Annotated in this window: 16 protein-coding genes; 11 read left to right on the top strand and 5 right to left on the bottom strand. The window is 73.2% G+C overall.

Annotated features, from left to right (window positions below; all coding sequences use genetic code 11):
- From OUY22_RS28530 to OUY22_RS28515, 4 genes are all read left to right on the top strand, one after another.
- Positions 1-1,111, top strand: a 1,111-nt coding sequence (locus OUY22_RS28530; RefSeq protein ID WP_270158275.1) for an aminotransferase-like domain-containing protein, incomplete at its 5' end; no start/stop codon positions are given.
- 23 nt (positions 1,112-1,134) lie between these two features.
- Positions 1,135-1,473 carry a YciI family protein gene (locus tag OUY22_RS28525; RefSeq protein ID WP_270158274.1) on the top strand — a complete coding sequence of 113 codons (339 nt, stop codon included), beginning with the start codon at positions 1,135-1,137 and terminating at the stop codon, positions 1,471-1,473.
- The gene (locus tag OUY22_RS28520; protein WP_270158273.1) at positions 1,473-2,663 is read left to right on the top strand and encodes an RNA polymerase sigma factor; all 1,191 of its coding nucleotides are present in this window, start codon (positions 1,473-1,475) and stop codon (positions 2,661-2,663) included. Before OUY22_RS28525 ends, OUY22_RS28520 begins: the two co-directional genes overlap by 1 nt.
- A gap of 69 nt (positions 2,664-2,732) precedes the next feature.
- Entirely contained in the window at positions 2,733-3,146 is a 414-nt protein-coding gene (locus tag OUY22_RS28515) for a VOC family protein (protein WP_270158272.1), read from the top strand.
- 95 nt (positions 3,147-3,241) lie between these two features.
- On the opposite strand, the gene tnpA is transcribed toward OUY22_RS28515, so the two are convergent.
- The gene (gene tnpA / locus OUY22_RS28510) at positions 3,242-3,658 is read right to left on the bottom strand and encodes an IS200/IS605 family transposase (RefSeq protein WP_270158278.1); all 417 of its coding nucleotides are present in this window, start codon (positions 3,656-3,658) and stop codon (positions 3,242-3,244) included.
- A 22-nt stretch (positions 3,659-3,680) separates the two neighbouring features.
- On the opposite strand from tnpA, the gene OUY22_RS28505 reads away from it, so the two are divergent.
- Positions 3,681-4,880, top strand: a complete 1,200-nt coding sequence (locus tag OUY22_RS28505; RefSeq protein ID WP_270158271.1) for an RNA-guided endonuclease InsQ/TnpB family protein — start codon at positions 3,681-3,683, stop codon at positions 4,878-4,880.
- A gap of 49 nt (positions 4,881-4,929) precedes the next feature.
- Here the strand turns inward: OUY22_RS28505 and OUY22_RS28500 are convergent, their stop codons facing one another.
- From OUY22_RS28500 to OUY22_RS28490, 3 genes are read right to left on the bottom strand one after another with little or no spacing between them, the layout of a single operon-like run.
- Positions 4,930-5,376: a response regulator gene (locus OUY22_RS28500; RefSeq protein ID WP_270158270.1), complete on the bottom strand. Its 447-nt coding sequence runs from the start codon at positions 5,374-5,376 to the stop codon at positions 4,930-4,932.
- Positions 5,373-6,995, bottom strand: coding sequence for a sensor histidine kinase (locus OUY22_RS28495; RefSeq protein ID WP_270158269.1), 1,623 nt, complete (start codon positions 6,993-6,995; stop codon positions 5,373-5,375). The genes OUY22_RS28500 and OUY22_RS28495 overlap by 4 nt, the downstream gene beginning before the upstream one ends.
- Entirely contained in the window at positions 6,992-8,167 is a 1,176-nt protein-coding gene (locus OUY22_RS28490) for a PP2C family protein-serine/threonine phosphatase (RefSeq protein WP_270158268.1), read from the bottom strand. Before OUY22_RS28490 ends, OUY22_RS28495 begins: the two co-directional genes overlap by 4 nt.
- Positions 8,168-8,397: 230 nt before the next feature.
- Here OUY22_RS28490 and OUY22_RS28485 point away from each other — a divergent pair, with 230 nt between their 5' ends.
- Positions 8,398-9,390: an NADPH:quinone oxidoreductase family protein gene (locus OUY22_RS28485; RefSeq protein ID WP_270158267.1), complete on the top strand. Its 993-nt coding sequence runs from the start codon at positions 8,398-8,400 to the stop codon at positions 9,388-9,390.
- A 32-nt stretch (positions 9,391-9,422) separates the two neighbouring features.
- Here OUY22_RS28485 and OUY22_RS28480 read toward each other — a convergent pair whose 3' ends face one another.
- Complete coding sequence (locus tag OUY22_RS28480; protein WP_270158266.1) at positions 9,423-12,521, bottom strand: ATP-binding protein; 3,099 nt, start codon at positions 12,519-12,521, stop codon at positions 9,423-9,425.
- Between the two features lie 132 nt (positions 12,522-12,653).
- Between OUY22_RS28480 and OUY22_RS28475 the strand changes: the two genes are divergently transcribed.
- The 5 genes from OUY22_RS28475 to OUY22_RS28455 all read left to right on the top strand — a co-directional run.
- Positions 12,654-13,067, top strand: coding sequence for a YciI family protein (locus OUY22_RS28475; protein ID WP_270158277.1), 414 nt, complete (start codon positions 12,654-12,656; stop codon positions 13,065-13,067).
- Positions 13,064-14,299 carry an RNA polymerase sigma factor gene (locus OUY22_RS28470; protein WP_270158265.1) on the top strand — a complete coding sequence of 412 codons (1,236 nt, stop codon included), beginning with the start codon at positions 13,064-13,066 and terminating at the stop codon, positions 14,297-14,299. The genes OUY22_RS28475 and OUY22_RS28470 overlap by 4 nt, the downstream gene beginning before the upstream one ends.
- Before the next feature lie 110 nt (positions 14,300-14,409).
- A complete protein-coding gene (locus tag OUY22_RS28465; protein ID WP_270158264.1) occupies positions 14,410-14,754 on the top strand; it encodes an ArsR/SmtB family transcription factor in 345 nt (114 codons plus the stop codon).
- Positions 14,755-14,822: 68 nt separating this feature from the next.
- Complete coding sequence (locus tag OUY22_RS28460) at positions 14,823-16,457, top strand: SulP family inorganic anion transporter (RefSeq protein WP_270158276.1); 1,635 nt, start codon at positions 14,823-14,825, stop codon at positions 16,455-16,457.
- 335 nt (positions 16,458-16,792) lie between these two features.
- Positions 16,793-17,888 (top strand): WXG100-like domain-containing protein (locus OUY22_RS28455; protein WP_270158263.1); only part of this gene is annotated, 1,096 nt, incomplete at its 3' end.

Below are 17,888 nucleotides of genomic sequence, written 5' to 3'. Positions count from 1 at the left end.
CTTCGGGTACGGGCGCACCGACGTGTCGCGGTTCCCCCGGGCCGCCTGGCTGCGCTCGGTCCGGGCCGTGCTCACCACCACGCCCAACGACCGGTTCGCCTACCTCGACGGCCGGGGCGTCCCGGAACTGCGCGAGGCCCTGTGCGACTACCTCAACCGGGTCCGGGGCACCTCGTGCGTCCCGGACCACATGGTGATCTGCAACGGCTACGGGCAGGGCATCTCGCTGCTGATCCAGGTGCTCGTCCGGCGCGGCGCGAGAAGGATCGCCCTGGAGGACCCGTCGTCCGACGACGACGCCAGGGTGCTGGCCCGTGCCGCCGGTCTGGACGTGGTCGGCGTCCCGGTGGGCCCGGACGGCGTCCAGGTCGGCGCGCTCCATCGGACCGACGCCGACGCGATCGTGCTCACCCCGTCGCACCAGTGGCCCACCGGGGCGGTGCTGTCGGCCGCGGCGAGGGCCGAGGTGATCGCCTGGGCCGAGCGCCGCGGCGCGATCGTGATCGAGGACGACTACGACGCCGAGTACCGCTACGACCGGTCACCGGTGGGCGCCATGCAGGGTCTCGCGCCCGACCACGTCGTCTACTGCGGCACGGCCAGCAAGACGCTCGCGCCCGGGCTGCGCCTCGGCTGGATGGTCGTGCCGCCCCGCCTGACCGCCGACGTCGCCGACGCTAAGATGCTCGCCGACCGCGGCTCGCCGGTCATCGACCAGCTGGCGTTCGCCGACTTCCTCGCGCGCGGCGAGTTCGACCGCCACCTGCGCCGGATGCGGCCGGTGTACCGCCGGCGCCGCGACGCGCTGCTGCACGCCCTGCGCACCCACCTGCCCGATCTGGAACCGGCCGGGGTCGCCGCCGGGCAGCACGTGGTCGCCTGGCTCCCGCCCGGCCTCGACGAGGCGGCGGTGGTGACGGCCGCCGCCCGGCACGGGCTCGGCATCCACGGCCTCGGCCCGTACCGGATCGCCGGCGCCGGGCCCGGCGGCCTCATCTTCGGCTACGCCGTCCTCGGCGAGAGCGCCATCGCCGAGGGGGTCGCGCTGCTGGCCCAGGCCATCAGGGAGGTACGGGGAGGCTGTCGATCCGGGCGGCGGCCGTTCGTATGAGAGATGAGAGAGAGGATGACGCCATGAAGCAGTACCTGCTGAGCATCTACGAGCCCGACGGGGACCCGCCGCCACCGGAGGTCCTCGACCCCATCCTGAAGAGGCTGGACACGCTCAACGAGGAGATGCGGGCGGCCGGCGCGTGGGTGTTCGGGATCGGCCTGCACCCGCCGTCCACCGCCACCGTGCTGCGCGCCCAGGAGGGCGACGTCCTCATGACCGACGGCCCGTACACCGAGGGCAAGGAGCACCTCGGCGGTTTCACCGTCGTCCAGGCGCCGGACCTGGACGCGGCGCTCGACTGGGGCCGCCGGCTCGCCGAGGTCGTCGGCCTGCCGATCGAGGTGCGCCCGATCATCTGATGGATGTCGAGCGCGTCTTCACCGAGGAGTACGGCCGGGCGGTGGCCGTGCTCACCCGCGTGTTCGGCGACATCGACGTGGCCGAGGAGGCGGTCCAGGACGCGTTCGCCGTCGCGGTCCGGCGGTGGCCCGAGGACGGGCCGCCGCCCTCCCCCGCCGGCTGGATCATCACCACCGCGCGCAACCGCGCCATCGACCGGCTGCGCCGCGAGGCCGCCCGCGCCGGCAAGCACGCCCAGGCCGCCCTGCTGCACGCCCGCGACGAACCCATCGAGGAGGGGCCCGTGCGCGACGACCGGCTACGCCTGATCTTCACCTGCTGCCATCCGGCGCTGTCCAGGGCCGCCCAGGTGGCGCTGACCCTCCGGCTGCTCGGCGGCCTCGACACCGCCCAGATCGCCCGCGCCTTCCTGGTGCCGGAGAAGACCATGGCGCAGCGGCTGGTGCGCGCCAAGGGCAAGATCCGTGACGCGCGCATCCCGTACCGGGTGCCCCGGGAGGCGGACCTGCCCGCCAGGACGCGGTCGGTGCTGGCCGTCATCTATCTGATCTTCAACGAGGGGTACGTGGCCGGCTCCGGCGAGCGGCTGGTGCGCGCGGAGCTGTGCGCGGAGGCGATCCGGCTGGGACGGCTGCTGGTGGAGCTGATGCCGGACGAGCCGGAGGCGCTCGGGCTGCTGGCGCTCATGCTGCTGCTGGAGTCGCGCCGCCCGGCCCGCACCACCCCCGACGGCCGGCTGGTCCGGCTCGCCGACCAGGACCGGCGGCTGTGGGACGACGACCTGGCCGAGGAGGGCCGGGAGCTGGTGCGCCGCTGCCTGCGCCGCGACCGCCCCGGGCCGTACCAGATCCAGGCGGCGATCAACGCCGTGCACAGCGAGCCGCCGACCGACTGGGCACAGGTGGTGGCGCTGTACGACCTGCTGATGATCGTCGCGCCCAGCCCGGTGGCGGCGCTCAACCGCGCCGTGGCCGTCGCCGAGGTGTCCGGCCCGGCGCGGGCGCTCGACCTGGTCGACGCCCTCGACCTGGCTCCCTACTACCTCTTCCACGCCGTACGCGCCGACCTGCTCCGACGGCTGGGCCGGGTGGAGGAGGCGGCTCAGGCGTACGAGGAGGCGATCGCCCGCACCGGGAACGCGGCGGAACGGGCGTTCCTCAGCGAATCCCGCGCGTCGCTCACTCCGTGAACCATTGCGGAACGAGATGTTCCTCAACGGCTCCTAGTGTCGTTCCTACCGACGACAAGGGAGCAGCACATGTTGCGTGGACTCGCGAACATCAGCTACTGGGCCGACGACCTGGAGGCGGCCAAGCGGTGGTACACCGAACTCCTCGGCGTCGAGCCGTACTTCCACCGGAACGGACCCGACGGCCGGCTCGGCTACACCGAGTTCCGCGTCGGCGACCATCAGGACGAGATCGGCCTCATCGACGCCGCCTGGCGGCCGCACGGCCCGGAGCTCGGCGGCGTGATCGCGTACTGGCACGTCGACGACGTGCAGGCGGCCTACGAGCGGCTGCTGGCGCTGGGGGCGAAGGAGCACCAAGGGATCATGGAGCGGGGTGAGGGGTTCGTGACGGCGTCGGTGGTCGACCCGTTCGGCAACATCATCGGGGTGATGTACAACCCGCACTACGTGGAGGTCGTCGGCTACCAGAATCGTCGGTAGTGCTCCGGCCTTCAGGCCGGGGGTGAAGCCGACCGTCTCGTGTAGCGGGGCAAGGACAGCCGATTCGCCGCCAGGCGGACCGGCGTCCACCCTGCTCAGACCGGCCGGTTCTGCTGCTCGATGTACTGGCGCAGGACACTGATGGGAGCTCCGCCTACCGACCCGGCGAAGTAGGAGCCCGACCACAGCTTGTTCGCCCGGTAGTAGTGGTGGGCCAGTTCGGGGAACTCGGTGCGCATCCGCCGCGAGGACACCCCTTTCAACGAGTTGACGAGCTTGGACAGGGCGATCTTGGGTGGGAAGTTCACCAGCAGGTGGACGTGATTGTTCTCGCCGTTGAACTCACGCAGCTCGGTCTCGAAGTCGGCGCACACATCCCTCATGATCTCTTCCAGCCGTGTCAGGTGCTCGCCGTTGAAGACCTGGTGGCGGAACTTGGTCACGAAAACCAAATGAGCGTGCAGGACGAAAACGCAGTGCCTGCCGGTCCTGATATCGCGGTACTCGGCTATAAGCCAATAGGAGGATGATCATGTGCAGCTCCGTTACAGCGTCCGCCTCGACCCGACACCGGGCCAGCACATCGAGCTGGCCAAGGCGTTCGGTTGCGCGCGTGTCGTGTTCAACGACGCGCTGCGGCTGCGTAACGACGCGCATGAGGCCGGCCTGCCGTTCGTCACCGACGCCGACCTGTCCCGGCAGGTCATCACCGAGGCGAAGAAGCGCCCCGACCGGGTGTGGCTGGGCGAGGTGTCGGCGGTGGTGCTCCAGCAGGCGCTGGCCGACTGCACGAGGGCGTTCCGCAACTTCTTCGCCTCGTTGTCGGGCAAACGCAAAGGCCCGAAGCTGGGCGCTCCCCGGTTGCGGTCCCGCAAGGACAGCCGGCAGGCGATCCGGTTCACCCGCAACGCCCGATTCTCGATCACGCCGGGCGGAAAGCTGCGCCTGCCGAAGATCGGAGAGGTGGCGGTGCGCTGGTCGCGGGAGTTGCCCTCCGAGCCGTCCAGCGTGAGCGTGATCAAGGATGCGGCGGGCCGGTTCTTCGCGTCTTTCGTCGTGGAGGTCAGCACCTCACCCCTGCCGGAAAGCGGGATCGAGAGCGGGATCGACCTGGGTCTTGGACACTTCGCTGTCCTGTCGGACGGGCGGAAGATCGATTCGCCTCGGTTCCTGCGCCGGGCGGAGAAGAAACTCAAGCGGGCGCACAAGGCCCTGTCCCGTAAGGAGAAAGGTTCCAAGAACCGGGCCAAGGCCCGGCTTGTGGTCGCCCGGCGGCACGCCAAGGTCGCCGACGCGCGCCGCGAGTTCCACTACCGGCTCTCCATACAGCTCATCCGCGAGAACCAAGCGGTGTATGTGGAGGACCTGGCGGTCAAGGGATTGGCGCGCACCCGGCTGGCCAAGAGCGTGCATGATGCGGGCTGGTCGTCGTTCGTGGCCATGCTGGAGTACAAGGCGCGCCTGTACGGCAGGACCTTCGTCAAGGTCAGCCGCTGGTTCCCGAGTAGCAAGCTGTGCTCGGTATGCGGAGCCGTACGGCAGGACATGCCCCTGTCGGTGCGGGAGTGGACCTGCTCCTGCGGTGCGGCCCACGACCGGGACATCAACGCCGCGCTCAATATCCTCGCCGCCGGACGGGCGGAGAGGCAAAACGCCTGTGGAGGGCCGGTAAGGCCGGGCGCGAGCCCGGCACGGCCCGTCGAAGCAGGAAGCCAAGGAAGTGCCGCCGCGTGAACGACAGTGGCACAGGCCGGAATCGTCGGGCTTCAGCCCGGCGAGCGCGTCAATGATGCCGCCCGGGGAGGCGGACCACCGTGACGAAGAACTCGTCGATCTGCCGTATCACGGCCATGAACTGGCTCAGATCGACGGGTTTGGTCACGTAGGCGTTCGCGAACAGCTTGTAGCTGCGCAGGATGTCCTCCTCGGCGGAGGACGTGGTGAGCACCACCACGGGGATGGCGCGCAGCTCCGGATCGCTCTTGATCTTCTCCAGGACCTGCCGGCCGTCGTACTTCGGCAGGTTGAGATCCAGCAGGATGAGGTCGGGACGCGGCTTGCCGACGTACTCGCCCCGCTTGTAGAGGAAGTCGAGCGCCTCCAGGCCGTCGCGGACGACGTGGAGGTTGTTGCCGATCTTGTTGTCCTCGAACGCCTCCCGCGTGATGAGCTCGTCGCCGGGGTCGTCCTCGACGAGAAGCACTTCGATGGGCTGGCCGATGGGGCTCATACGCGGGGTCCTTCTGAGCTGGCTGTGGCGGCCGCGAAACGGGCCTCCGACGAAAGCGTGTCAGAACGAAGCGTAAAGCAGATCCTGGTCCCCTCGCCCTCGTACGTGGTGTCCAGCCAGATGCGGCCGCCGTGGTTCTCCACGATTTTCTTGCACATCGCCAGGCCGATGCCGGTGCCGCCGTAGGCCTCGCGGTTGTGGAGACGCTGGAAGATGACGAAGATCTTGTCGGCGAACTCGGCGCTCACGCCGATGCCGTTGTCGGTGACGCAGAAGCGCCACTCGCCTTCCTCCTCCTGCTCGCACCCGATCCGGATGACCGGCGGCCGATCCGGGTGGCGGAACTTGACGGCGTTGCCGATGAGGTTCTGCCACAGCATGGTCAGCAGCATCGGGTCGCCGGTGATCTGCGGCAGGTCCTCCGGCGCCTCGACCGTCGCGCCCGACTCGTCGAGCCCGGCGGCCAGGTTGTCCAGCGCCTTGTCCAGCTTGAGCCGCAGGTTGACGGGCCTGCGCGCGTCATACAGCCGGCCCACCCGCGAGTAGCTCAGCAGGTCGTTGATCAGGCCCTGCATGCGGGTGGCGCCGTCGACGGCGAAGTGGATGTACTGACGGCCCCGGTCGTCGAGCACGTCCACGTACCGCTTCTCCAGCAGCTGGCAGAACGTGGCGATCTTGCGCAGCGGCTCCTGGAGGTCGTGCGAGGCGACGTACGCGAACTGCTCCAGCTCGGCGTTGGAACGGCGCAGCTCGACCGCCTGGGCGTCGAGGTCGGCCGCCTGCTGCCCGAGCGTCGCCTCGTGGTCGCGGGACACCTCCAGCGCGGCCAGGATCTTGCTGCGCATCTCGTCGACGTCCAGCGCGACCTCGCGGATGTCGGACGGGCCGTGGGCCGGGATCGGGTGGCCGAAGTTGCCCTCGGCGACCTCCCGCGAGGCCATCCGCAGCTCGTCCAGCGGCCGGACCACGGCACGGCGCAGCAGCACGGCCATCGCCAGGCCGGCCACCAGGAACATCACCACCATCGCGATGAACATCCAGTCGCGCAGCCGCTGCGCCGCCACGAGCGAGTCGCGCGCCTCCTGACGCGTCTGCGCGAGGCTGTCGTTCAGGGTGCCGAGCAGCACCCGGATGCGGTCGAACTCCGGCTGCCCCACCTCCATCTGCGTCGTGGTGATCGGCTGGTCGGCCTGCCGTTCCGCCATGAGCGGCTCGGCGTAGTCGCGCCGCCAACCGGCGGCGGCCTGCCGGATCTCGTGCAGGTGGGCCAGCAGCTTCGGCTGGTCACCGACGAGCTCCTCGATGCGCTCGTACAGCCGCCGCTCGTCGGCGACGCCGCTCTCGTAAGGTTCGAGCAGTTGCCGGTTGCCGGTCAGGAGGAAGCCCCGCACGCCGGTCTCCTGGTCCAGCAGGGAGCCCTGGAGCTCGGCCGCCTCGATCCGGGCCGGGGAGATGCGGTCGACCAGGTCGCCCGTGAGATGGGTGGTGCGCTCCAGCATCACGGCGCCGACCACGCCGAAGATCATGACCACCACGGTGATCGCCGCGAGCATCAGCAGGAACCACTGATGGACCGTCAGCCTCCGCAAGCCCGTGTTGGCCACGGAACGGTCGATCACGCCGTCTCCTTCCAGCGCAGGTGAACCACCGCGACGTCATCGGCGGAGGCGTCGGCGGCGGTGGCCGCCTCGGTGCCGGTGATCAGTGCGTCCACGAAGTCCTCGCCGTACAGGTGGGCGTGCTCGCGCGCCACCCGCAGCAGCCCCTCCTCGCCCAGCATCCGCATGCCCGCGCCGGGCAGGCGGCGCTCGAACAGCCCGTCGGTGAACAGCGTCAGCCCGCCGCCCGCGGGCAGCTCCAGCGAACTCTGCTCCCAGTCCGACTCCAGCGGAAGCCCGAGCGCCGGGCCCTGCCCCGGCTCGGCCCAGGTGACCTCGTCACCGGAGTGGACCAGCAGGCCGGGATGGCCGGCCCGCCACACCCGCACCGTGCGCTGGTCGGGCTCCAGCGCGAGCGTCGACAGGGTCACGAAGATCTCGTCGCCGCCGCGTTCGGCCCGCAGGACCCGCTCCAGCTGGCGGAGCAGCGCCGTGCCGGTCACGCCGGTGAGCACGAGCGTGCGCCAGGCGATGCGCAGGCAGACGCCGAGCGCGGCCTCGTCGGGGCCGTGGCCGCACACGTCGCCGATCATGGCGTGCACGACCTTGTCGTCGTCCTCCACCACGTCGAAGAAGTCGCCGCCGAGCGTGCCCGACGTGCGGCTGGCGCGATAGCGGGTGGCCACCTCGATCGGCATCTGCTGCAGCAGCGGCGTGGGCAGCAGGCCGCGCTCCAGGCGGGCGTTCTCCTCGGCGCGGATGCGTTCGGCGTGCAGCGCCACCGCTGCCTGCTCGGTCTGCTTGCGCTGCATCGCGTAGCGGAGCGTGCGGCCGAGCCACTCGGCCTCGACGCGTCCTTTGACCAGATAGTCCTGGGCTCCCGCGGTGACCGCGGCCAGCCCCGCCTGCTCCTCCGCCAGCCCGGTCAGCACCACGACCGCGGCGTCGCCGCTCGCCTCCCGCATCGCCGCCAGCGCCGACAGATCGCGCGCGTCGGGCAGGCCCAGGTCCAGCAGCACGCACTGGGCGCGCAGCCGCGTCAGCAGCCGCCTCGCCTCGTCGAGCGACCTGGCCCACTCCAGCCGCACCGCCAGGCCGCTGTCTTCGAGCAGTTCCCGCACGATGAACGCGTCCTCGGCGTCGTCCTCGACGAGAAGCACCAACGGCGGGTCGGGTTGATCCGCAGCGATCATTCCGGCACCGCCACCCTTTCCAGACAGCGCCGATCGGCTGTCGTCCCTCTTCTGGTTGACGGACAGTGCCCGGATCGCGGGTCGCCACACGCGAAACCCGGGCCCATCCGGTAACGATCTGGACTCAGCATATGCGCTCAACCTACCTGCCGACTCCAGCGGGGAAGGCCGGTGAGCCCGATGCTAGCTTGGGCGCTCAGTGCCGACATCGGGCCGAGGAGGAGAGGGCCGTGCTCGCTCTGCGTTGCCATGACACCGGCGATCTGACGACAGGGCTGACCGTGGAGGAGATCCCCGACCCGGTGCCGGGACCCGGCCAGGTGCTGGTGGAGGTCCAGGCGGCGTCGGTGGAGTTCGTCGACACCCTGATCGCCAGAGGCGGCTACCAGGTCGCCCTGCCCGTTCCGTTCACGCCCGGGTTCAACGCCGCCGGCGTGGTCCGCGAGGTGGGGCCGGGGGTCACCCGGTTCGGCGTCGGCGACCGGGTGCACGGGATGGTCCCCGGCGCGTTCGCCGAACGCGCCCTCGCCGGCGAGGGGCAGCTGCGGCCCACCCCCGCCGGCCTGAGCGCCGATCTGGCGTGCCTGACGGGCGCCACCTACCGCACCGCCTACGACGCGCTCGTCTCCACCGCGCGGCTGCGGCCCGGCGAGGACCTGGTGATCCTGGGCGCCTCCGGAGCGGTGGGCAGCGCCGCCATCACCATCGGCAAGGCGCTCGGCGCCCGGGTGGTCGCCTGCGCCTCCACCGCCGCGAAGCTGGAGTTCTGCCGCGCCCTGGGCGCCGACGAACTGGTCGAGTACACCCGGCCCGATCTGAAGCAGACGCTCAAGGACGTGTGCGGCGGCAGCGCCGACGTCGTGCTCGACCTGGTCGGCGGCGACTTCTCCGAGCCCGCCCTGCGGGCCGTCGGCTACGGCGGCAGGTTCGTGGTCGTCGGCTTCGCCGCCGGGTCGATCCCCCGGGTCCCGCTCAACCTCGTGCTGCTCAAGGGCTCGACCATCACCGGGTACGAGATCGGCGACTTCGAGCGTCACCACCCCGAACAGGCGCGGGCCAACCGCGACGAGCTGGAGGCCATGTTCGTCGACGGCCGGGTCAAGCCGCCGATCACCGGCCGGTACCCGCTGCGGGACGCGGCGGCGGCGATGCGCCTCGTCGCCGGGCGCGACAAGTACGGCATGACGATCCTGGAGGTGGCCGCGCCGGGCCCGCTGGCCTGACAGGAAGGCGCGCGTCAGGCGCCGCCGAGGGCCTACGGCGACCCGGTCTGCGGAGCGTCGCCGGGTGCCGGCGTGGGCCCACCGGTCCGGCTCAGCGTCTCGCCGAGCCGGGCGTGGATCAGGGTGAGCGCCTCGGCCGCAGAGCCGTCGCGGCCTCGCCCGTACGCGGCCTCGTACCGCCGCGCGCCCATGGCGGTGCGCAGTTCGGGCGCGAGCCGTACGAGGTCGTGGTCGAGGGCTTCGAGGGCGCCGATCAGGGTGTGGGCGGCGCCGAGCAGCTCCGCCGCCTCCGTCTCACGACCCTGAGACGCCAGGAGGTGGGCCAGGTGGGCGGCGGTGATGGCGGCCAGCGACGGCTCTTCCCCGGCGGCGTCGAAGGCCCGGGTGAAGAGCCTCCCGGCTTCCACCGGGTCTTCGCGTCCCATGGCGACCCTGGCCTTCGCGCAGGCGAGCGCGACGGCCAGGAACGGGTCCGCGGGCGGCCGGAGGTGCGCTTCGGCCTGCTCGTAGTGCGCCTGCGCGCCCGCCCAGTCGCCGTCGCGGCGGGCCAGGTCGCCGAGCGTGACGCGGACGTGGACCTGCAGGCCGGCGGGGGCACCCGGGAGCGCGGCCAGCGTCTCGAGCTCGGCGCGGGCCGTCGCGGTGTCGCCCGCGCGGGCGCGGGCCTCGGCCAGCCACACCCGCTGGGACGCGGCCTCGTCGGACGGGTCCAGCTCGCGCAGCAGCCGCACCGCCTCCTCCAGCGCGGCCACCGCCTCGTCGTACGCGCCGCCGTTGGTCCGCACGTCGGCCAGCGACGTCAGCGCCCACGCCAGCCCCGCCCGCTCCCCCGTGGCGCGGAACCCGGCGACCGCCACCTCCAGATCGTTGCCCATGCCGGCGGCGTCGCCGGCGTTCCCCCGCAGCAGGGCCCTGACCAGCCGCAGGGCCGCCCGGACCCAGGCGTCGGGATGGGCGAGCCCCCGCTCGATCGCCGTCAGCGCCGCCGCCACGTCGCCGCTCGCGGCGGCCAGAACCGGCTCGACCAGGACGGCGAGCGGATGCTCCGGCGCCTCCTGCGGCACCGAACGGCGGACGCGGGCGGCGGCCCGCGCGTCCATCTCCAGGCCCGCCCACGTGGTGGCCGCCAGCAGGTGGAGGGCGGCCACCACGGCCCTGGTCCCGGCGGGGGCGCGGCCGGGGGTGTCGAGGGCCAGGCGGGTCCAGGACTCCATGGCCGCCCGGTCGCCCCGTACCAGCCAGAACATCCCCAGCGCCGCGCAGAGCCGCAGCGCCCCCGGGGCGTCGCCCGACTCGTGCGCGAAGCGGAGCGCGGCGAGCAGGTTGTCGCGCTCGGCGGCCAGCCGGGTGATCCACCGGAGCTGCCCGGCCTCGCGCAGCTCCGGCTCGGCGCGGGCGGCCAGGCCGGAGAAGTGGGCGGCGTGGGCGGCGCGCACCCGGGTGAGCTCCCCGTGCCCGATCAGCTCGCGCAGGCCGTACTCCCTGATCGTCTCCAGCATCCGGTAACGCTCGCCGTCGAAGCGCAGCAGCGACCGGTCGGCGAGCGCCGCCAGCAGGTCCGGGCGGGCGGCGGCGACCGCCTCGGCGCTCTCCACGGTGATGCCGCCGGGGAAGGCCGCCAGCCTGCGGGCCAGCCGCCGTTCGTCCTCCTCCAGCAGGTCCCACGTCCAGGCGACGACCGCGCGCAGCGTGCGGTGCCTCGGCTCGGCCGCCCGGCTGACCCCCGACAGCAGGGCGAACCGGTCGTCCAGCCGGGCCACCAGCTCCTCCAGCGGGAACGAGCGGAGCCGGGCCGCGGCCAGCTCGATCGCCAGCGGGAGGCCGTCGAGCCTGCGGCACACCTCCTCGACCAGGTCAGGGTCGCGCACCGTGAACCCGGCGCGGGCGGCCGCCGCCCGCTCGGCGAACAGCCGCGCGGCCGCGTCCGGCGCGAGCGGCGGCACCTGCAGCACCGTCTCCCCCGGCACGCCCAGCGGCTCCCTGCCGGTGGCGAGCACGCGCAGGCCCGGAGCGCGGCCCAGCAGGTGGGTGACGACGCGGGCCGCCTCACCCGCCACCCGTTCGCAGCCGTCGAGCACCAGCAGGGAATCGGCCAGCGACTCGGCCACCCGGTCGAGCAGCCTTCCTCCGCCTGACGCCGTCTCGCGCACCCCGGCCACCCGCGCCACGGCGGCCGCGACCCCGGCGACCGGGCCGGACCGCCCGTGCGCGGCCTCGCCCAGCGGCGACAGCTCCACCAGCCACGCCGCCGGGGCGTGACCGGCGACCTCGAGCGCCAGGCGGGTCTTGCCGACGCCTCCCGGCCCGGTGAGCGTCACCAGCCGCCCGGCCCGCAGCGCCCCGGCCGCCGCCGCCACGTCGTCCGCCCGCCCCACCAGGGACGTGAGCGCCGCCGGGAGGTTGCCGGCGCGCGGCCGCGTCTCCTCGCGCAGCAGCTCCAGATGGATCTCCCGCAGCTCGGGGCCGGGATCGGCGCCCAGTTCGGCGGCCAGCAGCCTGCGCGCGTCCTCGTACGCGGCCAGCGCCTCGGCCCGCCTGCCCTGCGTGTGCAGGGCTCTGATGAGCAGCCCGCGCAGCCGTTCCCGCAGCGGGTGCGCCGCCGCGAGCGCTTCCAGCTCGGCGACCAGCCCTTCGGTCCGCCCGCCGGCCAGGGCCGCCTGCGCCTGGTCCTCGCGGGCCGACAGCCGCAGCTCCTCCAGCCGCCGCCGCACCGGCTCAGGCACCTCGCCCGGCAGGTCGCCCCGCCACAGCGCGAGCGCCTCCGACAGCAGCCGCAGCGCCGCCTCCGGCCGGTCGCGGGCCAGGGCCCGCCGGCCCTCGCCGGCCAGCCGCTCGAAGCGGCGGGCGTCCACCGCGTCGGGCTCGACGTCCAGCCGGTAGCCGCCGTCGGCCGACACCAGCCACCCGCCGGGCAGGGCCCGCCGCAGCCGGGACACCAGCGAGTGCAGGGCGTTGACCGGGTCGCCCGGCGCCCCGTCGGGCCAGAGCGTCTCGGCCAGTGCCCCCGCCGTCACCGTCCGCCCGGCGTCGAGCGCGAGCCGGGCCAGCAGCGCGCGCAGCCGCGCCCCGCCGACGGGCAGCCGCTCTCCGTCGGCCACGACCTCCACCGGCCCCAGAACGCGCACCCGCATGCCCTCCAACGTAGGCGCTCTGGTGCCCGTCCGACGTTCGGGGAAGGATGTCGCGCGAACCTGTCCGGATCCGGGCGGCGGCTCCGACGTCTCCGGTGAGAGCCCCGAGAGAAGGAGAAGGCCGTGAAATACATGATCATGCTGTACGGGTCGCAGCGGGACTATGACGTGCTGACGGGCAAGGCCGTCGAAGGCCGGGCCGCCTGGACTCCGGAGGAGATCGGCGCCCTGCACGCGTTCATGGAGAAGTGGAACGACGCCCTGGTCGAGTCCGGAGAGTTCGTCGACGCCCAGGGACTCGACGCCCCGGTCCACACCCGCCGCGTGCGGCTGGAGAACGGGGTGCCGGTCGTCACCGACGGCCCGTACGCCGAGACGCAGGAGGTCCTGGCCGGCTACACGATCGTGGAGTGCGACAGCTTCGACCGCGCGACGGAGCTCGCCGCCCGGCTGGCCGGCACCCCGCACCCCGAGCACGCCGGGCTCGACTCCGAGTGGTACGTGGACGTGCGTCCCATCCACGGCGGCGTGGACGAGATCGAGTGACCGGACCCGCCGGCGAGGGCCTGCTGCGTGAGCTGGCGCCGCAGGTCCTCGGCGCGCTCGTGCGCCGTTACGGCCACTTCGACGCGGCCGAGGACGCCGTTCAGGAGGCCCTGCTGGCCGCCGCCGTGAAGTGGCCGAAGGACGGGGTGCCGGACCACCCGCGCGGCTGGCTCGTCACCGTGGCCTCGCGCCGGCTCACCGACCTGCTCCGCGCCGAGCAGGCGCGGCAGCGGCGCGAGGACGCCGTGGCCCGCAGGCGGCTGCCCGAGGAGTGGCTGGCCCCGCCGGCCGACCGGCCGCCGAGCGCGGACGACACGCTCGCGCTGCTGTTCATGTGCTGCCATCCGTCGCTGCCGCCCGCCTCGCAGATCGCGCTGACCCTGCGCGCGGTGGGCGGCCTGAGCACGGCCGAGATCGCCCGGGCGTTCCTGGTGCCGGAGTCGACCATGACCAGGCGCATCTCCCGGGCCAAGCAGCGCATCAAGGACAGCGGCGTCCCGTTCGGCCTGCCGCCGGACGCCGAACGGGCCGGCCGGCTCCGGGCGGTGCTGCACGTGCTCTACCTGGTCTTCAACGAGGGGTACGCGAGCACGTCCGGGCCCCGGTTGCGGCGTGACGAGCTGTCGGCGGAGGCGATCCGGCTGACCCGCCTCGTGCGCCGGTGGGTGCCGGGCGATCCGGAGGTCACCGGGCTGCTGGCGCTCATGCTGCTCATCGACGCCCGCCGCCCGGCCCGTACCTCTCCCGGAGGGGAGCTGGTCCCGATGGCCGAGCAGGACCGCGGCCGGTGGGACGCCGCGCTGATCGCCGAGGGCGTCGCGCTCGTCTCCGAGGCGCTGCCGCACGGGCCGACCGGCCCGTACCAGCTCCAGGCGGCGATCGCCGCCGTGCACGACGAGGCGCCCAGCGCCGCCGAGACCGACTGGCCGCAGATCGTGGCGCTGTACGAGGTGCTGCTGAGGATCTCCGACAGTCCGGTCGTCCGGCTCAACCACGCCGTGGCCGTGGCCATGGCTCGGGGCCCGGAAGAGGGGCTGGACCTGCTCGACGGGCTCGCCGCCGACGGCCGCATCGCCGGCGACCACCGCACGCACGCCGTCCGCGCCCATCTGCTGGAGATGGCGGGCGAGCGGGACGCCGCGCGGGTGGCGTACGAGGAGGCGGCCCGCCGCGCCGGGAGCCTGCCCCAGCAGCGCTACCTCAACGGCCGCGCGGCCCGGCTGGCGGAGTGAGCTCTACACTAATTGCGAATGTGCGTAATTAATGAGATAGCATTCCCGTCAAGTGAGCATGGGGGTGTGAGGGTGCTTTTCCGAGCCGTCGCCGGGATGCGGGCCGCCGCATGAACGCGGTTCCGCTGTACGAGGCCAAGGCCGAGCTGTTCCGGCTCCTCGGGCATCCGGTGCGGATCCGGGTGCTGGAGCTGCTGCAGGAGCGGCCCATGCCGGTGCGCGATCTGCTGGCCGCCATCGAGGTCGAGCCGACCGGGCTCTCACAGCACCTGGCCGTGCTGCGCCGCTCCGGCATGGTGACCGCCCAGCGCGACGGCTCCACCGTCGTCTACTCCCTGGCCGGCGGCGACGTGGCCGATCTGCTGCGCGCGGCCCGTAAGCTGCTGACCCAGATGCTGACCGGGCAGCACGAGCTGCTGAGCGAGCTGTTGCGGGCGGAGACCAACCCCCGGTGAACCGTCACCTCTCCTCCGGCTGGGCCCGCGTGCGTTCCCTGCTGCCGGTCCGCGCCGACCTGGTCGCGATGACCCGCCGCCCGCGCCGCGACCTGCTCGCCGGGCTCACCGTCGCGATCGTGGCGCTGCCGCTGGCGCTCGGTTTCGGCATCTCCTCGGGCATGGGCGCCGAGGCGGGGCTGGCCACCGCGGTGGTCGCCGGCGCGCTCGCGGCCGTGTTCGGCGGCTCCGGCCTGCAGGTGTCCGGGCCGACCGGGGCGATGACCGTGGTGCTGGTGCCGATCATGGCCCAGCACGGCGCCTCCGGCGTGCTGACCGTCGGCGTGCTGGCCGGCGTCCTGCTCATCGCGCTGGCGCTGGCGCGGGCCGGCAAGTACATGGCGCTGGTGCCCGCCTCCGTGGTCGAGGGCTTCACCATCGGCATCGCCTGCGTGATCGCCCTCCAGCAGGTGCCCGCCGCGCTGGGCGTGCCGACGCCGGAAGGCGAGAAGGTCGTCGTCGTGGCCTGGGCGGCCGTGCTGGACTTCGCCTCGCGCCCGCAGTGGTGGGCGGTGGGCATCGCGCTGGCCGTCGCCGCGATCATGCTCCTCGGGGCGCGCCGGTGGCCGACGGTGCCGTTCTCGCTGCTGGCCGTGGTCGCCGCGACAGTCGCCGTCGCGGTGGCCGACCTGCCGGTGGCCCGCATCGGCGAGCTGCCCGCCGGGCTGCCCGTGCCGTCCCTGGGCTTCCTCGACCCGGCCGCGCTGACCTCGCTGATCGCCCCGGCGGTCGCGGTCGCCGCTCTGGCCGGGCTGGAGTCCCTGCTGTCGGCGGCCGTGGCCGACGGCATGAGCGTCAATCACAAGCACGACCCCGACCGGGAGCTGTTCGGGCAGGGCCTGGCCAACCTGGCCGCGCCGCTCTTCGGCGGCGTCCCGGCCACCGGCGCCATCGCGCGCACGGCGGTGAACGTCCGCTCCGGCGCCTCCTCCCGGCTGGCGGCGCTGGCGCATGCCGGCATCCTCGCCGTGATCGTCTACACGGCCGCCGATCTGGTGGCGCGGATCCCGCTGGCCGCGCTGGCGGGGGTGCTGCTGGCCACGGCGGTCCGGATGGTCGAGGTCGGGTCCGTCAGGGCGATGGTCCGTTCGACCCGCGGCGACGCGGCGGTGCTGGTGCTCACCGCGATCGCCACGCTGGTGCTCGACCTGGTCCAGGCCGTCGTGCTCGGCCTGCTCGTGGCGGGCGCGCTGGCGCTGCGGGCGATCGCGCGCCACGTGCGCCTGGACACGATGCCGATCCACGACGACCTGCCCGGCGACCACACCGACCAGGAACTGGCGCTGCTGGCGGAGCACATCGTCGCCTACCGGCTGGACGGGCCGCTGTTCTTCGCCGCCGCGCACCGCTTCCTGCTGGAACTGTCGGAGGTGGCCCACGTGTCGGTGGTGATCCTGCGCATGTCCCGCGTCACCACCATCGACGCGAGCGGCGCGCTCGTCCTCGGCGACGCCGTGGCGCGGCTGCGGCATCGCGGCATCACCGTGTACGTCTCCGGCCTCAAGGACGGTCACCACAGGCCGCTGCGGGCGCTGGGCGTGATCCAGCGGCTGGCCGAGGAGGGCCGCGTGTTCGCCACCACCCCGGAGGCCATCGCCGCGGCCCGCGAGCACCTCCACCGCGAGGGCCTGGTCCCCGCGGCAGCCCGGACGCCTCTCGCGTAGACGTTGGCGGCGACCGCCCCCGGCATCGGCTGATCCCCGCATAACGCTCGATCTTGGGCCCGTGGCTCGCTATCGTGACGTGACCCGTGTGCCTCCTGGGGCAGGTGCGGCCTGACCGTCCCGGCGCACGACTCAGCAGGCCCGCGCATGGCCGAACCAGTTGACTGCGGCGAGAAGCGAGACGGCCGAGGTGATGGATCGTACGGTTGAGCCTGGTACGGCCAGGGACGGGCATGGCACGGTCGGCCGTCTCCTCGCGGGTGCGGCGGCACCGGCGGGCGGCACAGGCGTGAGCGGCGTCCCTCATCCGGTCCCGCAGGCGTGGGCGGCGGCGCATGGGGTTTGACGGATGTGTCGTACCGGAGGCGCTGCGGCCGTACGTCGACTGGGTCACCGGGATGGCCTGGCCGGAGGGCGACCCCGAGAGGTGCTTCCGGATCGCCGACGCCTGCGTGGCGGCGGCGCATCGGCTGACGGCCGACACCGGCGCGATGGACCCGGCCGCTGCCCTGGTCGGTGACAGGTGGGACGGAGCGGCCCAGCGGGCGTTCGCCGCACGCGTACGGGTGACGGTGGGCGGCCGGCGCGCCGCACTGGTCGAGACGCTCATCGAGACGGCCGTCGCGTACAACGGGGTGGGCGTGACGATCCAGCACGCCCAACGCATGATCACGTTCATCGTGATCCTGCTGCTGGCGACGCTGCCGCTGCTGATCCTGAACGCGCCGTGGATGCTCAGGTCGTATCTGCAGGTCGCCAGGATGAGCGCGCTCCAGATCGCCAAGATGACCCTGACTCTGATCGCCTTCTTCGCCGCGTTCGGCGCCGGACTGGAGTGGTTGACGCAGTACACCCAGATCCGGGGAGGGCGACGGGACGAGATCGACCGCGAGCAACTGCTGCTGGCCGTACGGGACGGAGCCATCAACGGGGCGTTGACCGGCCTGCTCGGCGGGGCGCTGGGCCGGCTGGCCACGCCGGCGTTGCGGGCCGGGATAGCGCGCGAGGAGGCCCTCTTCGGAGAGAAGCTGCTGGCCCTGCTGACGCGGACCGCGCCTGGCCAGGCGGTCCAGTACGGCATCGCCGGGTCGGCCACCACGGCTGTCAGCCTGACGCTCGACGGCAAGCCCCTGGACTGGCGGCTGATCCTGACGAGTGGCACGTCCGCGGCCCTGGGCGCGGACGGCCAGCACCTGGCCACTCCCGGCCTGACCGGCTCGCCACCCGGCCGGGGGACGGCCCTGGCCGGCGCCTTCGAGCCGCCGGGGCCGGTCGATCAGGCGCTCAGCCGTACCGGACCTGGTCAGGCCCGTCCGGAACCGCAGATCCCGGCCGCGGCTCCGGGGGCCGGCTTACGGCCGGACGGCCCGTTCCCCGCGACTGACCCCGCGGCGCGGCCCACGCGTCTCACCGGGGCGGCGCGCCCCGCCG

This window comes from Nonomuraea corallina, assembly GCF_027620315.1.
GTDB lineage: Bacteria > Actinomycetota > Actinomycetes > Streptosporangiales > Streptosporangiaceae > Nonomuraea > Nonomuraea corallina.
Note: the sequence above shows the minus strand (reverse complement) of the source record. Positions and strands in the feature narration are given on the sequence as shown.

Bases quoted from the DNA above. Each gene is read 5' to 3' on its own strand.
- OUY22_RS28525 (WP_270158274.1), top strand. From the start codon at position 1,135: ATGAAGCAGTACCTGCTGAGCATCTACGAGCCCGACGGGGACCCGCCG.
- OUY22_RS28520 (WP_270158273.1), top strand. From the start codon at position 1,473: ATGGATGTCGAGCGCGTCTTCACCGAGGAGTACGGCCGGGCGGTGGCC.
- OUY22_RS28515 (WP_270158272.1), top strand. From the start codon at position 2,733: ATGTTGCGTGGACTCGCGAACATCAGCTACTGGGCCGACGACCTGGAG.
- OUY22_RS28500 (WP_270158270.1), bottom strand. From the start codon at position 5,376: ATGAGCCCCATCGGCCAGCCCATCGAAGTGCTTCTCGTCGAGGACGAC.
- OUY22_RS28490 (WP_270158268.1), bottom strand. From the start codon at position 8,167: ATGATCGCTGCGGATCAACCCGACCCGCCGTTGGTGCTTCTCGTCGAG.
- OUY22_RS28480 (WP_270158266.1), bottom strand. From the start codon at position 12,521: ATGCGGGTGCGCGTTCTGGGGCCGGTGGAGGTCGTGGCCGACGGAGAG.
- OUY22_RS28475 (WP_270158277.1), top strand. From the start codon at position 12,654: ATGATCATGCTGTACGGGTCGCAGCGGGACTATGACGTGCTGACGGGC.
- OUY22_RS28465 (WP_270158264.1), top strand. From the start codon at position 14,410: ATGAACGCGGTTCCGCTGTACGAGGCCAAGGCCGAGCTGTTCCGGCTC.
- OUY22_RS28460 (WP_270158276.1), top strand. From the start codon at position 14,823: ATGACCCGCCGCCCGCGCCGCGACCTGCTCGCCGGGCTCACCGTCGCG.